General features: G+C 34.8%; 12 protein-coding genes. 9 read left to right on the forward strand and 3 right to left on the reverse strand.

Annotation, left to right across the window (positions count from 1 at the left end; translation table 11 throughout):
• Positions 1-70 precede the first annotated feature (70 nt).
• The 3 genes from ID741_RS08315 to ID741_RS08325 are packed head-to-tail and all read left to right on the forward strand — an operon-like array spanning position 71 to position 7508.
• A complete protein-coding gene (locus ID741_RS08315; RefSeq protein WP_438719697.1) occupies positions 71-1207 on the forward strand; it encodes an exonuclease SbcCD subunit D in 1137 nt (378 codons plus the stop codon).
• Positions 1207-4335: an AAA family ATPase gene (locus ID741_RS08320; protein ID WP_438719698.1), complete on the forward strand. Its 3129-nt coding sequence runs from the start codon at positions 1207-1209 to the stop codon at positions 4333-4335. Before ID741_RS08315 ends, ID741_RS08320 begins: the two co-directional genes overlap by 1 nt.
• Complete coding sequence (locus ID741_RS08325; RefSeq protein ID WP_438719699.1) at positions 4332-7508, forward strand: SNF2 helicase associated domain-containing protein; 3177 nt, start codon at positions 4332-4334, stop codon at positions 7506-7508. Before ID741_RS08320 ends, ID741_RS08325 begins: the two co-directional genes overlap by 4 nt.
• Positions 7509-7519: 11 nt before the next feature.
• Here ID741_RS08325 and ID741_RS08330 read toward each other — a convergent pair whose 3' ends face one another.
• Positions 7520-8233, reverse strand: coding sequence for an HAD family hydrolase (locus ID741_RS08330; protein WP_438719700.1), 714 nt, complete (start codon positions 8231-8233; stop codon positions 7520-7522).
• A gap of 761 nt (positions 8234-8994) precedes the next feature.
• On the opposite strand from ID741_RS08330, the gene spxA reads away from it, so the two are divergent.
• The 4 genes from spxA to pepF all read left to right on the forward strand — a co-directional run bounded on the left by spxA (position 8995) and on the right by pepF (position 13135).
• Entirely contained in the window at positions 8995-9393 is a 399-nt protein-coding gene (spxA, locus tag ID741_RS08335) for a transcriptional regulator SpxA (protein WP_218326767.1), read from the forward strand.
• 154 nt (positions 9394-9547) lie between these two features.
• On the forward strand, positions 9548-10192 hold the full coding sequence (locus ID741_RS08340) for an adaptor protein MecA (protein ID WP_438719701.1): 645 nt from the start codon (positions 9548-9550) through the stop codon (positions 10190-10192).
• 63 nt (positions 10193-10255) lie between these two features.
• Positions 10256-11251 carry a competence protein CoiA gene (locus ID741_RS08345; protein ID WP_438719702.1) on the forward strand — a complete coding sequence of 332 codons (996 nt, stop codon included), beginning with the start codon at positions 10256-10258 and terminating at the stop codon, positions 11249-11251.
• A gap of 63 nt (positions 11252-11314) precedes the next feature.
• Entirely contained in the window at positions 11315-13135 is a 1821-nt protein-coding gene (pepF, locus tag ID741_RS08350) for an oligoendopeptidase F (protein WP_438719703.1), read from the forward strand.
• A gap of 41 nt (positions 13136-13176) precedes the next feature.
• Here the strand turns inward: pepF and ID741_RS08355 are convergent, their stop codons facing one another.
• Together ID741_RS08355 and ID741_RS08360 are read right to left on the reverse strand one after the other, a co-directional pair.
• Positions 13177-13818, reverse strand: coding sequence for a DsbA family protein (locus ID741_RS08355; protein WP_438719704.1), 642 nt, complete (start codon positions 13816-13818; stop codon positions 13177-13179).
• A 23-nt stretch (positions 13819-13841) separates the two neighbouring features.
• Positions 13842-14429 (reverse strand): CYTH domain-containing protein, encoded by a 588-nt coding sequence (locus ID741_RS08360; protein ID WP_246601520.1) that lies wholly within the window; start codon positions 14427-14429, stop codon positions 13842-13844.
• A 215-nt stretch (positions 14430-14644) separates the two neighbouring features.
• On the opposite strand from ID741_RS08360, the gene ID741_RS08365 reads away from it, so the two are divergent.
• Positions 14645-15289 (forward strand): GTP pyrophosphokinase, encoded by a 645-nt coding sequence (locus ID741_RS08365; protein WP_218326762.1) that lies wholly within the window; start codon positions 14645-14647, stop codon positions 15287-15289.
• A gap of 2 nt (positions 15290-15291) precedes the next feature.
• On the forward strand, positions 15292-16089 hold the full coding sequence (locus tag ID741_RS08370) for an NAD kinase (RefSeq protein ID WP_438720457.1): 798 nt from the start codon (positions 15292-15294) through the stop codon (positions 16087-16089).
• Position 16090 lies beyond the last annotated feature (1 nt).

Here is a 16090-nt window from a genome sequence, read left to right on the forward strand (position 1 = left end):
CATAAAAGGTAAATAAACATTAATTCTGTTATAATATTGGGAAGGACTATTTTTAGAAAAAGGTGATGACGTGAAGTTTTTACATACCGCAGATTGGCATTTAGGGAAAAAATTGCATGGTTATGATTTGTATGACCAGCAAAAAGACATTTTACAAAAAATAGTTGCCCTAGCTTTGTCAGAAAAAGTGGATGCTGTGGTGATTGCGGGTGATATTTATGATCGTTCGATTCCGCCAGAAACCAGTGTAACATTATATAATCAAGTGATTGCTGAAATTAATTTAGAGGCAAAATTGCCGGTGTTAGTCATTTCTGGGAACCATGATAGTGGCACGCGTTTAGGTGCAGGGTCTATCTGGTTTAGCCAGACTCAATATGAATTAAAATCTAGGTTAGCTGAAAGCTTTGAACCAATCACGATTGATCAAACAGATTTTTATTTGTTGCCATATTTTGAACCAGTAGATGCACGAATTTATTTTGAAGATGAATCTATTCGATCGATTCATGATGCAATGCCAAAAGTGATAGAAAAAATTGTAGACAGCTTTGATCCAACAAAGAAACATATTCTGGTTAGCCATTTTTTTGTGACGGGTGCCAGTAAGACAGATTCGGAAACAAAAATAGAAGTGGGCGGCTTAGACGGGATCGATGGTCATCTATTGGCTCCATTTGATTATGTAGCATTGGGACATTTGCATCATAAAAATGCTTTGCAATTACCAAATGCTCGTTATAGTGGCTCGCCATTAAAGTATTCTTTATCGGAAAAAGATCAGGCAAAAGGTGTTTTTATTGTAGATACTAGCGACAAAGTAAGCTTTGAGTTTAAAACTTTGGCACCGTTATACGAAGTTGTTGAAATAACTGGTAGCTTTTCAGAATTAACAGATCCAAAATTTTATCAATCAATTAAACGGGATGATTATTTATCGATATTATTGACAGATCGTGCCATCATTCCTAATATAATGAACCAATTAAAAGAAATTTATCCTCATATCTTACAAATAGAACGAGCTACTGGACGAGAAAATAGCGTAAAAAATCAAAAAAAAGCCGCTCGCATAAAAAGCAAAGGGCCGCAAGAATTAGTCATGGACTTTTTTACTGAGGTGACAGAAGAAAATCTTTCAGCTAAACAAATTGAATGGATTCAAGCGGAATTATCACAAGCCTTGAAAGAAGGAGGCGAAAAATAATGGTACCTAAAGAACTAAAGATGGAAAATTTTGGCCCCTTTTTAAATGAAACCGTTGATTTTGAAAAACTACAATCGTCGCCACTTTTCTTGATCAGTGGGAAAACGGGTGCTGGAAAGACTACTATTTTTGATGCTATCACTTTCGCTTTGTTCGGTGATCCGTCGGGGGATTTGCGCAGTGCTGAAGAAATCCGGTCTATCTTTGCCAAAAGTACCGACTTAACAAGAGTGGTATTTACTTTTGTCCATCATGGTAGAACTTATCAAATTGAACGTCAGCCGAAACAGACGATCGCCAAAAAAAACGGCAAGGGAAATACGATTAAAAATCAAAAAGTGCAATTAACGATTTTTGATGAAAATAATCGAGAAATTGAGAGTTATCAAAAAATTGATCGTGTGCGGGAGTTCTTAAGTCAACTATTACATTTGGAAAAAGAACAATTTCGCCAAATTGTGATGTTGCCCCAAGGAGAATTTCGCAACTTTTTAATGGCCAATAGTACCGAAAAAGAGTCTTTATTAAGAAATATTTTTGGAACCGGTTTTTATCGCCGTTTTACCGAAAAATTGAAACAAAAAAGACAGGCCTATGATCAAGAAGTTGCAGAAACGATGGTACTGATTGATCAATTATTTGAACAAATAGAAAGTGAAAAAGGCTTAAGTTATCAAGAATCATTAAATAATACTCATCTGTATTTAACTATTGAAAAGAAAAAATTGTCTGACCAAGAAATTAGTTTAACTAGATTGCAAAAAGAAGTAATTGAAAAACAAACGATTTTTAATGAAGCTCAGCAGTTGGCGGCTTATTTTAAAGAGTACCACCAAACGAAAGTCGTTTTAGCAGAACAAAACCAAGAATTACCTGAAATTGCAGCAATAAAAGAACAGTTAATCATCGCTGAAACAATTGAAAAAATCCAACCTTTCATGGATGAAGAAATCAAGCAGCAAAGTATCTTAAAAGCTCTTCGAGAAGAATTTATTAATAATACTAATGAAATTGAAAAAGTAGAAACTCAACAAGCTACATGGGAAACAACAGAAGCAACTTTACAGTTGGAAACTGAAGAATGGAAAGAGCGCCAACAACAGCTTCAACGATTAGAAAATATCTTACCGTTATTAGAACAGCAACACACATTGCAAACGGAGCAATCAGAGCTGCTAACTAAACAACAGTCAAAAGCAGATGAATTGGAAAAATTTAAGCTTGAACGCCAGCAACGACAAGAAAAAATCGCTAATCTAAAAGAAAAATTACGCTCTGAAAAAGAATTTCAAGAACGTCGTTATCAAGAAGTACAATTTCAGACAATCTGTACTGAGTTAACTAGAAAACGACAGCGTGAATTTGAGCTACAAGAGTTAGAAGAAGATCAGCAAATCGAATTAGCAAAACTAATCGAAAAGACTTCTCGCTTAAGTAATCAAATGACTAGCGCGACTGCTGAATTTCAACAAATTCAGCATCGTTGGGCGAGCTTAGAAATCGCTCGTTTAAGCATGCAACTGATTCCAGGTGAGGCTTGTCCTGTTTGTGGCTCTCCAGAACATCCTAATCCAGCAAAACATGCAGAAATTTCTCTAATTGAGCTACAAGCATTACAAATTGAAATGGAAGAAAAAGAAGCCGTTTTAAAAAATTTGCAGATTGAAAAAGAAAAAACACAGGCTGTTTTTGAGAATCAACGGGTCAGCTTTAAAAAACTACAAGCTGAACGTCAGCAAATTCAAGAACAGCTACTTGAAGAAGAGACAGACTTCCTTAAAGAATTAACTGCTTTTTATCAAATCTCTATTTCTCAAGTTGAGATGGAAGATTTTCTTGCCAAAAAAATAACCGAAACTACTACACAATTGGCAGAGTTGAAAAAAATAGCTGAAGAAGTGGCTGAATTAAGTTTTACTGAAAAAGATTTAGAGTTGCAGGAGCAAACTTTGGTTAATCAATTAGCAGAAATAACAGCTGCTTTACAACTTTTAGAAGGTCGTTTGGCAGTTTTAAATGAACAAACTGATGATTGGCAACTAGAAGAGCTCATAGAAAAAATTACCATTGAAAAACAAGCTGTTTCAGGATATTTAAGTAAGATTGAAAGTCATCAGAAAATGGGTCAAGAATTAAAAACGCAGGTTACCTTATTAACAGAACGAAAAAAACAACTAGACCAATCAATTACTAATCAAGAAATACAACTTGCTGAAAAAACAGCAATAGTGAATGATGGTTTAAGACAAGCCGATCTGATGCGAGAAGCATTTAATTCATTGATAGAAAAAAATTATGTTGCTGCCGATTTGAAGGCACGGATACAAGACTTCGAAAATCGTCGTTTGATTTTACAAGATCGAATAAAAGTTTTGAGCAATCGCTTAGAAAATCAAAGAGAACCTGAACTAGAAATTTTAGCGGTAGCTTTAAAAACTATACAAGATAGACTAGAAGAAGCCCGTAAAATATATTATCAATTAGAAAATCACATCCGGCAACAACAACAGCTAGTTGATAAAATTGAAATTTTGCATGCTGAAAGTCAACAGCAATTAAGTGAACAGCAAGAAATTTCACAACTTTTTAATGTCATGAATGGGGACAATCCTAAAAAAATTGGATTGGAACGATACGTGTTAAAATGGTATTTATATGAAGTTTTAGCTAAGGCCAATCAGCAGTTTACGTTGTTGACTAACAATCGTTATCAGTTTGAATTAAATGAAACTGTTGGAAGTTATAAGGGTAGTACGGGTTTAGAAATCAATGTTTATGATGATCATGCCGGTCAAGTCCGTAGCGCGCAAACTTTATCAGGTGGTGAGAGCTTTATCGCTGCTTTATCGCTAGCATTGGGATTGGCAGAAGTAATCCAAAATCAAGCCGGTGGTGTTGCTATTGAAACACTCTTCATCGATGAAGGTTTTGGTTCACTAGATGAAGAGGCTTTGGAGATGGCCATGACTGCCTTAGAAAGTGTTGATAATAAAGGTCGTATGATTGGTATTATCAGTCATGTTAAAGAATTAAAAGAGCGTATCCCACAACAAATTATTGTGAAAACGAATGGTTCTGGTCAAAGCAAAATAACTTATCAGTTAGAAGAAAGAAGTGAAGTCAGATGAGATGGAGTATACCAGAAAAAGTAATCGATCGTGGACGAACTTATTTAAAAGAGGGTCGGGTGCTATCTGTCGTAGCGGATACTGCCAATCGGGTCTGGCATGCAGAAGTTTTAGGTAGCGAATTATACTTAGTAGATCTAGATGGCAGTGGTAAAGAAAATGATATTTGTGAATGTCCTTATTGGGAGGAACACAGTTATTGTAAACACACGGTAGCTGTTGAACTTTATCTACGGGAAAAAAATATGTCACGTGTGATTACACCGCAAACTTCTCAGGTTCAGACAGTCCAACAAACTGTTTCTTTTGCCGATTTATTGAATCAAGGCTTTACTCGACTTGAAAAAAATGAAGAGCAAGTGGAACCATTGACGATTGAATTTGTGGTTGAGGCAATTCCTACCAATCCGTATCATACCGAATTGGACTTATTAGCTGTTTCCTTAAAAATTAGTAATGATCCGAATGGGCGCAGTTATATTGTAAAAAATATCTATGATTTTTTACACGCATATCAAACGGAAACGACATACACTGTAAATAAACAATATCGTTTTCAAATAGAAGCTGGGGCATTTAATCCCGGCTGCCGTGATATTATTGAAGATTTAGTTGGTGTCAGTGAAACTTATCAATTGCTAGGAAAAAGTGGCTTACAAGTAAAAGGAAAACTGGATAAGCGCTTCTTGTTATTGCCTGTGCACCGTTTGCAGAGTTTATTAAAAGCCATGGAGGCAACTGATAACTTAACAGTTAAGATTGGCGAAAAAACGTATCATCAATTGTCCGAAGCACAAGAATTACCTTTACTATTCAAATTGGATAAAGTAGAGAATCATTATGAGTTGACGATTGAAGATCGAATGACCAATTATTATAGTAATTATTTCTTAGGCTTTAAAGATGACCAATACTATTTATTGAGTCACGCACAACAAGATACCTATTTAACATTGAAGCAATTAATGAAACGTTTAAAAGAACCTGTGATTACCTATGAACAAAGACAATTATCTCATTTATTCACAGATGTTTTACCGCATTTAAGAAGAATTGGTCAAGTAATTATCGCACCAGAAGTTTCGGCAGTAATGAAGGAAGAACCTTTGCGGGCAGTAGTTATTTTTCGACGGATTAAAGGAATGATTAAAGCAGAAGCAGAATTTCATTATGGCAATGCTTATTTTTCAACCAATGAAGAGCATCAAGGGAAAATTCCAAATAACGTTGAAATTCTCCGAGATCGTAAAAGAGAAGGCGAAATTTTGGCTTTATTTAACCAGTTCCGTTATACAAAAATTGATACAGGTTTTGAGAAAAAAATCCCAACAAAAGAAAATTTGTATTACTTCTTTAAAATTGAGATTGAAGCATTTCGACGTTTGGCAGAAGTGAAGATGGGCAAAAAATTACGCCAATTATTTTTAGATGGCGATGAGTATCAGCCAACAATCGAGGTTGATCAAGGCGGCACATGGCTAGATATTCATTTTGATATTAGTGGGATTAATAATAGTGAAATTGATCAAGTGTTAGACAGTTTACTGAGAAATGATCGCTTTTATACTTTGGAAAATGGCGAAATTATCAGTTTTGATTCAGAAGCTTTTCAAGAAACAAGTGCGATGATTGGTGACTTACGGGAAAGAATCAATGCAGAAAATGGCGTTATTCGCTTACCTAAAAGCCAAGGGATTGTGCTAGAGGAAAAATTAAGAAACAATCCCCAAGCGCAATTTAGCGAGAGTTTTAAAAAAATGGTTCAAGATTTAACCCATCCTGAAGATTATCCGGTAGAAATACCGCAAGAACTTGAAGCGACGTTGCGTCCTTACCAAGTAACTGGTTTTAAATGGCTGACTATGCTGAGTGATTATGGCTTAGGCGGTATTTTAGCTGATGAAATGGGTTTAGGTAAAACAATCCAAGTTATTACTTTCTTGTTAGCAAAAAAAGAAAGTGAAGCAATTAAGACGGTTATAGTTGCACCAGCAAGTTTAGTTTATAACTGGCAAGCAGAAATCAAAAAGTTTGCGCCAACTTTAAGTGTTGTAGTGGTTTCAGGCAATCGGACTGAACGAGAGCAGCAGTTAGCAGAAACGGTGGATATTGTTGTCACTTCTTATGCTAGTTTGCGCCAAGATCTTGATTTACATCAGGCTCATAACTATCAATATTTGATTTTAGATGAAGCTCAAATGGTTAAAAATGCCAGCACAAAAACATCATTAGCTTTGCGGCAATTAAAAATTCCACATCGTTTTGCTTTAAGTGGGACACCGATTGAGAATAATTTGGAAGAATTATGGTCACTGTTTTCAATTGTGATGCCAGGCTTTTTCCCAACGATTGGGCATTTCCGCCAGCTACAAGTTAGTGAGATTGCCAAAATGATTCAACCCTTTGTTTTACGCCGTGATAAAGCGACAGTACTGCAAGATTTACCAGAAAGAATCGAATCAAATGTTTTAAGTGTCTTAACAGAAGAACAAAAAACGGTGTATTTAGCTTATCTACGGAGAATGAAACAAGAAGTTGATCAGATGGATTCGGCCACCTTCCGTAAGCAAAGAATTAGTATTTTAGCTGGTCTGACTCGTTTACGCCAGATTTGTGATGACCCGCGTTTATTTATGGAAGATTACCAAGGAGGTTCTGGTAAACTTGACCAAGTCAAAGAGTTAATCCAACAAGCCAAAGAAAATGGTCGCCGAGTATTATTGTTCTCACAATTTACTGGAATGCTTTCTTTAATGGAAGAGGAATTCGCTGAAATTGGAATTAGTAGTTTCTATTTGCGAGGCAGGACTAAAGTTAAAGATCGGCTTGATATGGTGGATGCTTTTAACGCTGGTGAGAAAGATGTCTTTTTGATTTCTTTAAAGGCTGGTGGAACAGGTTTGAATCTTACTGGTGCTGATACAGTTATTCTATATGATTTATGGTGGAATCCTGCAGTGGAAGAACAGGCTGCCGGTCGAGCTCATCGTATCGGTCAAAAGAAAGTCGTCGAGGTTTGGCGGATGATTGCTGAAGGGACGATTGAGGAACGGATGAATCAATTACAACAAGAAAAACGTGAACTGTTCCAAAAAGTTATTCAAGGAAATGAAGAACAAGTTAGCAAGTTAACTGAAGATGATATTCGCATGATTTTAAGTTTCGGTGAATAAGAAAAGCCTCGCTAAAAATTTAGCGAGGTAATTTTTTTAGACATATCAGAAAAGGTGTTGATCTCCAAATCAAAAATTGGTAGTTGGTCCTTTGTCAGTTTCCTGTTCTGGTGATTAAACCACCAAACTTTGAAGCCAGCGTTTTTTGCACCAATCACGTCATTTTCATAACTATCACCGATATAGAGAATATTATCAGCTGGGAGTTGCAGTTGCTTAGCAGCTAAACTAAAAATTAATTCATCAGGTTTTGAACTACCAACTGCCCCAGAAATAAAAATAGCTTCTGGAGAAATAAATTCAGTTACTTGTAAAGAATCAATTTTTTTCTGTTGATGTTCTTTTGGTCCGTTGGTAATGATACCAAGTGGGATTTTTTTTTCGTGTAGAAAAGATAAAGCAGATTTGATTTCTGGATCTAGCTTAATAGCTCTTAGCTCTTTTTCATAATTGTTTTGAAAAGTTTTTGCTAATTCTGGATTGATATCTTTGAAGTCTAAATCATTCAAAGCTGCGGTTATTCGTTCTTCTCGCATTTTTTCTAAAGACCAGATACCTGTGACACTTTTCTCAAAGTGTAGATCACTGTGATAACGAAAGCGGATAAATAATTTTGGTACGGTATTTATGTCAAAAGACGGAAAAGTTTTCATGATTGCATTTTTAAAAGGTTCGACTTGTTGGTAAAGAGTATCATCAACATCAAAAACGAGCGCGTTTATCATATTTTGCCTCCTTCATTTAGTAATAAAACTAGTATATCAGAAAAGAAAAGAGATCGATTAAAAATTCAAATTTTAAAAAAAAAAGAATGCTCTTGTTATATTAAAAAATTGCTGAACAAAGAAAAAAAACATCAAAAAACTTCAATCAAAAAAATTGAGCCTTTTTAAAATAATGATTGATAACAAAAAAAGTGGAACAATAGTATGATGAAAAAAAATCACATTTTTTGTTAAAAGTTTCCATTATTCTTAAAAAACATCATATTTACTTTTAACTTGAAGAGCACAAATAAACTCTAAATAGAACAGATATTCTCCCATAGATTAAATTTAAAATAACTAAATGTTAGTTATGAATATAAGAATAAAAAAACTACTATCAGCAAAATTGTAAATAAATTCATCTATTCATCAACCTAGAAGGCGATTTCAACCAATGATGAAGAACATAATAAATTATTCTTTTTATTAAAATAGTAACTAGAAATAAATATTTTATAATAAAAGTATAACAGTTTTTAATCCTGTTCAATAATACAGGAAAATGATAAAAAATTAATTCGAAATAATTCACATATTTCAAATCCGCGCGGTCAATGGCATAAGAAAAGATGGAAAATTAAATAACACTAATATTTACTAAAAAAATGTACTCCTCCTCTTTTTTTTGTTACGTTTTTTATGTATAATAGTAAACAGATAGAAGCAAATGGCCTTCTGTTATAAAATTAACATTGGTCAAGAAAAGGAGTGATACATGTATGTTGACACTATATACTTCCCCTAGCTGCACATCATGTCGGAAAGCACGTGCTTGGTTACAAGAACATGAGATTCCCTACGTTGAACGGAACATTTTTTCTGAACCCTTGAATATCGACGAATTAAAGGATATTTTGCAAATGACTGAAGATGGAACTGAGGAGATCATATCAACTCGTTCAAAAGTATTCCAAAAGTTGAACATGAATTTGGATGATTTATCATTAAAAGAATTATTAGATTTAGTAAGAGAAAATCCAGGACTTTTACGTCGACCAATTATGATCGATGAAAAACGTCTACAAGTTGGATTTAATGAAGACGAAATTCGTCGTTTCTTACCAAGAGTTGTTCGTCAATACGAATTACGCCAAGCACAATTAATGGCGGGATTATAATTAATTAAAGTTTAAAGACTAAACTAGCCGGTCCAGATTGGATTTTCGGCTAGTTTTTTAATTTTTTCATCATAAAGTAAACGTGCTTTCTTTACATTTTGTTGGAATCAGTTACAATAAGATTATATATCTAAATGAAATGAGGTGTGTTTAGATGGAGATGGAGCACATCAATGAAAATACCATTCGAGTCTTGATTGGTAATGAAGATCTAGCAGATCGTGGCATTACTTTTTTAGATTTGTTAGGTAACCATCGTGAAATTGAATCATTCTTTTATTCCATTTTAGAAGAAGTGGATGTAGAAGACGAGTTTAAAAGCAGTGAGGCAGTAACATTTCAAGTGTTACCGAAAAAAGACGGGCTTGAATTATTCATTAGCAAAAACATGTCTCAAGAAGAATTTAACAAAGCTGCGGATGCCTTGGAGTTAGAGTCAGGTGATTTTGATCAATTGATGCAACAACAGATTTTGTCTTCAACTAAAAGTTATGGCGAAAAAGATGATGTAGAACGCGTCAGAGTATTTGCTTTAGATAGTTTTGAAAATTTGATTGAGTTAGCCAACTATCATTTCTTAGATGATGCATGGTGTGATTTATATCAATTTAACGGACAGTACTATTTATTAGTGTTCTTTGATCCGGAATATTTCGGTGATTTTGCAGTGACCGACATTATTTCTGAAGTTTTAGAATATACCCATAGCACGACTGTTTCTCCAGAAGTTCTTGATGAATACGGAAAAATGTTGATGCGGCAAGATGCCATTGAAACAACGCGAAACTATTTTAAATAATTATTGAAAGATGATCTTTTTGGATCATCTTTTTTTTGCGTATCTTTTTTAAGGGTGATAAAAATGCTCTTTGGTTTTGATGAAAATAAAAAGCTTGTTAAAGCATCGACTACACAAAAAGAGCGGACCATCTATTGTCCAGATTGTGGTGAAAGATTAATTTGTAAAGTAGGTATGATAAAAATTCCACATTTTTCTCATTTAAAAAATAGTCAATGTTGTAGTTTTTCAGAAGGAGAATCAGCGGAACATTTAGCGTACAAAGAAGGTTTTCAAAAATGGGGAAGGATTTTTGAGGAAGATTGGGAAATGGAAGCTATTTTGCTAGAAATTCCTCAGCGTCCAGATTTACTATCACAAAAATTAGTGATTGAAGTCCAGTGTTCACCTTTAAAAATAAGTCGTTTAGTAGAAAGAATTGCCGGTTATCATAAATATCAATACGAGGATTGGTGGCTTTTGGGTCCGAAGTTGACTCCGGAGAAAAAACTGACGCAATTACAAAAGGCTTTTTGCAGCTTTTCATCTGACAAGGGTTTGCATCTGTGGCTAGTGAATCAGCAAGGTGTTTTTTTATATTATTTTTTACGAGAAATCAATGGTGCACTGTTTGCTGATCGTCATCAGTGGATGCCATACTCTGTTTCTTTAAAAGAAATCTATCAGACAAGTTTTCAAAATCAACAACCGCTGATCCATCTGCGAAAAACAGATGCATCCAACTGGAAAAAACGATTGAATCAGCAATTGATAAAGAAAGATCCTTATATTTTACGTTTGCAAAAATATTTTTATCAAGCAAAGACACACTTATTATACTTACCAGAATGGTTTTATTGGCCTAGTTGGTATTTTATCTTTTATCAAGCAGATATATTGTTGTTTCGTTATTTAGTACAAGAAATTAGAGAGTATTCGATTGTGATGGAAGTATTTCAAAAATACTTACTGGATGAAAATATTCCTTGGGGGTTCCTTAGAATTAAACAACAGGAGATTTTGGATAAATTATGGCAGGAAAGCATTTTTTTACTGAAAAAAAGCGAGAAATCTATTTAGAAACCATCTTTTAAAAAAATATGGTAAGATGAATCAACTAGAAGTAAAAGGAGTGTGCAATTCATGAGTCAAGCAAAACAATTACCGACTAGAACGGAAGTACCTGAGGCGTTAACTTGGGACTTAACCCAGATTTTTCCCAGTGAACAGTCTTTCGAAACAGCTTTTGAATCATTAGCTAGCGAATTAAAAAATGCTGATCAAGTAAAGGGAACTTTAAAGATAAGTGCAGAAAAATTTCTTGCCGGAATAGAATATATTTTAGATATTTATCGTAAGGCCGAAGTTATTTATGTTTATGCACATTTAAAAAATGACCAAGATACTACAAATACCACTTATCAAGGCTTATATGCCCGCGCATCAAGCTTAATTGCTCAAACCAGTGAAGCAGTTAGTTGGTTTGAACCTGAGGTCTTGTCTTTATCAGATGAAACGATCTGGGATTACTTTGAACAAGAACCTAAATTGGCAGTATATCGTCATTTTGTAGAACAAATCTTAGCTGAAAGAGCCCATATTTTGCCGGCAGAGCAAGAAGCATTATTAGCCGGTGCTAGTGAGATTTTTGGCAGTGCATCAGATACTTTTAGTATTATGAACAATGCAGATTTGAAATTTCCGATTGTTAAAGATGAAAATGGTGATGAGGTTCAATTAACTCATGGTATTTATGGACAACTGATGGAGAGTACTAATCGAAATGTCCGCAAAGCTGCTTTTGAAGCACTATATGAAGTCTATCATCAATTTAGAAATACTTTTGCCCAAACTCTTAGCTCACATGTCAAAGGACATAATTACAAAGCTAAAGTTCGTGGTTATAAGTCTGCTAGAGAAGCAGCCTTAGCAAGTAATCATATTCCAGAAAATGTTTATGATACCTTGATTTTAGTTGTTAACCAATATTTACCATTATTGCATCGTTATGTTGAGCTACGTAAAGAATTATTAAGTGTATCACAATTGCATATGTATGATATGTACACACCTTTACTTGCTGAAGCGCCGGTTAAATTCACATATGAAGAAGCCAAAGCGAAAACCTTGTTTGCTTTACAGCCTCTTGGTGAGGAATATTTAGCGATTGTTGAAGAGGCTTTTGAAAATCGTTGGATTGATGTGGTAGAAAATCAAGGAAAACGCAGTGGCGCATATTCGTCGGGTGCCTATGATAGTAATCCATATATTCTATTAAATTGGCATGATCAATTGAATGAGTTATTTACTTTGGTACATGAAATGGGACATAGTGTGCATAGCTACTTTACACGTCACAACCAACCTTATGTGTATGGTGACTATTCAATTTTCTTAGCAGAAATTGCCTCGACAACGAATGAAAACATTTTGACGAGCCATTTATTGGAAACCGAAAAAGATCCAAAAGTGCGGGCGTATATTTTAAACCATTATTTGGATGGATTTAAAGGGACGATTTTCCGTCAAACACAATTTGCTGAGTTTGAGCATTTTATTCACACTGAAGATGCTGCTGGCAAACCTTTAACGAGTGAACATTTGAGTATGTATTATGGAGAACTAAATAAAAAGTATTACGGTTCTGTAATTGAAGATGATCCGGAAATTAAAGATGAATGGGCAAGGATTCCACATTTTTACTATAATTATTACGTTTATCAATATGCAACAGGTTTTTCTGCAGCTAGCGCCTTAGCGAAAAAAATTGTGGCAGGAGATAAGTCAGCCTTAGAAGCTTATTTAAATTATTTAAAAGCTGGTAGCAGTGATTATCCGATTGAAGTGATGAAAAAAGCTGGTGTTGATATGACTAAACCGGAATATATTGAAGATGCAATGGAGGTTTTTGCGAATCGTTTAGATGAACTGGAAACTTTAGTAGCAGAAATTAAAGGGCAATAAAAAAATAGGCTACCTAAAATTAATTTTAGGCAGCCTATTTTTTATAGTAAAGATAAATGCTCATTGCTGGCTTTTTGATAAACTTGCCCGCAATGTGATTCAAATAATTGTCTTAAATTTTTAGTGCTTTCACATTGATCCATTAATAATTCTAGCTCTTCGCATCCTTGTGCTTTGACGCCAATTTCCATCTCACCAGAACAATTAAAGATGACTGCTGATGGGTGTGATTGAATAGCCATCTCTTGTGCCAATTGTTGATCTAACAGAAAAGCTTCTTTTACAAAACTTGATTGACGATCTTCTAAAAACATTTCCAAATCACCAGAAGTTCCTTGAAAGATATCTAAGACGAGTTCTTCAGAATAATCTTTTTTCTTTTGACCAATTTCTTCTTGAATCTTTAATAAAAAATCTCGACCACATTTTTTTCCTTGCATTTGTGCAGCTTTTACATCAATAGCTGTTTGATACATTATATTTGTGAGTTGATTTCTTAAGTTAAGGTCGTTCTGATTGCCTTCAAGGCTATCTATGTAATTTGTGACAGTTGTTAAATTTATCAAGGGCACTAAACGTAATTGAAATTTAACTTCACTGCGCTTGATAATACTTAAGAGTCTTTGTTCAATTTTTCGACATTTTATACCGATGGGGTTAACAAACAAAAAAACTTCCAGCAACGTGTAGCCTCCTCATGATTTTTTTAGTTCGAAATACTCTGAGCTGAAATAGCACGGAGTATTTTATTTTTGGCAGGTTGAAAATAGATACCTGCTTCCTTTAATAATGTTAAAAATTCTGCTTCGCTAGTCTGACTATCTTGGACTTCCAGTTCTAATTCAAAATCATGAAGACCTGCATACCAACTTTCATCAAGTGCCAATTTGCCAACAGCAATCGTTTGCTCAATCCGTTTAGTCGTTAGGATTGCCAATAGTTGCAAATTATTCACTATAACACCATTTTTTTGCAGTTGTTCCTGGATTGCAGGTGTATTTTTAGGAAAAGCACCTGTTTCTTCAGCATTTTTAGCTTCAATTAAAGTAAGTTTGTCAGTAACCTCCAATAAGCCCACATTTTGTGGGATTTTCAAGGTTGCTTCAGCAGCATTTTGAAAATAGCGCACTCGTAAGCCACAATGTTGATTCTTTAAGTCAGAAGCTGCTGTATCAAAATATAGATTGGTTTGAGTGAAAGCAGCAACATTTTCTAAACCAAATTTATTTATAGCTAATTGATATTCAGCTTCAGTTAACATTGTTTTGTATTCAATCTCTAATTCCTGCGCCAAAAAAAATGCTCCTCTATATACAATCTGCAGGGTAAAAATCTCCCTAAGGTATATTGACACATAACCTTTAGTCGCGTCAAATGTTAAGTAATTATTCCATAAAAATGTAAATAAACTGTAACAATTAAAGATTTATCAGAAAGTGGAAGTTAATTTTGCATTGATTAAGTTTGTGATAATATAGGATAGAATGGAAAAAGAAGCGAGGGATTTGCATGGATAGAGACTGGGAAGCATTTCTTGCCCCTTATGAACTTGCCGTAGCAGAATTGAAAATTAAATTAAGAGGTCTGCGTAAACAATATCGTGAAAAAGAAGACCATGTACCAATTGAGTTTGTGACTGGTCGAGTAAAGCCAGCTGAAAGTATTTTAAATAAAGCCAAATTACGAGCCATCCCACTGGAACGCCTAGAAGAAGAAATGTCTGACATTGCTGGTTTGAGAATCATGTGCCAATTTGTTGAGGATATTCATCAAGTAGTCGAAGTTTTGCGGAGTCGTAAAGACATGAAAATTGTCCAAGAACGAGATTATATTACGAATCGTAAAGCAAGTGGCTATCGCTCGTATCATTTAGTGATCGAATATCCGGTGCAGATGTTAGAAGGCGAAAAAATCATTTTAGCAGAAATACAAATTAGAACATTGGCAATGAATTTCTGGGCAACAATCGAGCATTCTATGAATTATAAATATCAAGGTGAAATTCCTGATGAAATTAGTGATCGTTTGTTTCGTGCAGCTGAGGCAGCCTATCAATTAGACGAAGAAATGTCTAGTATCAGAGATGAGATTCAAGAAGCGCAACATGTCTTTTCTTATCGTAAATATCGAGAAAAAGGGAGTGACGAAAAATGAGTTTGCGGATTGGAATCATTCATAACAACGAGGCAGATTCACTAAGAGTTTTTCGTGATTTAAAACCTTTATTGAAAAAAAAAGGCGGGATTGAAATTGTCGAGCGTGATCCTGAATTAGTCATCTCAATTGGTGGAGATGGGACATTACTTTCAGCTTTTCATCGTTATAGTCATCAATTGGATCGCATTCGTTTTTTAGGAGTCCATACTGGCCATTTAGGTTTTTATACTGATTGGCGGGATTATGAATTACCAGAATTGGTAGATTCATTATGTAATGACAATAAGAACAGCGTAAATTATCCTTTATTAGATGTGATTGTTAATTTTTCAGATGGAAAGAGTCAACATTTTCTAGCATTAAATGAATCAACAATTCGAAAAGGCACTCGCACGATGGTTTGCGATGTTTATATTAAAGATGAACTATTCGAACGTTTTCGTGGAGATGGGCTAGCCATGTCGACACCAACTGGTTCAACGGCCCACAATAAAAGTGTCGGCGGTGCTGTTGTACATCCGAGTATTAATGCCATGCAATTAGCTGAGATCGCTTCATTAAATAATCGTGTCTTTAGAACATTGGGTTCACCAAGTATTTTAGGACCAGATGACTGGGTGAAAATCAAAGTAAAAAGTGCGGGTCAGCATTTAGTAACGATTGATCAACTAGATATTAGTGGTCAAGATATCGCTTCGATTCAGTATCGGATTGCGACAGAAAAAATTCAATTTGCGGCTTATCGCCACATGCATTTCTGGCGGCGTGTAAAAGAGGCCTTTATTCGTGAGGACTAAT

Source organism: Enterococcus sp. AZ103, from assembly GCF_051714685.1.
Lineage (GTDB): Bacteria > Bacillota > Bacilli > Lactobacillales > Enterococcaceae > Enterococcus_A > Enterococcus_A alishanensis.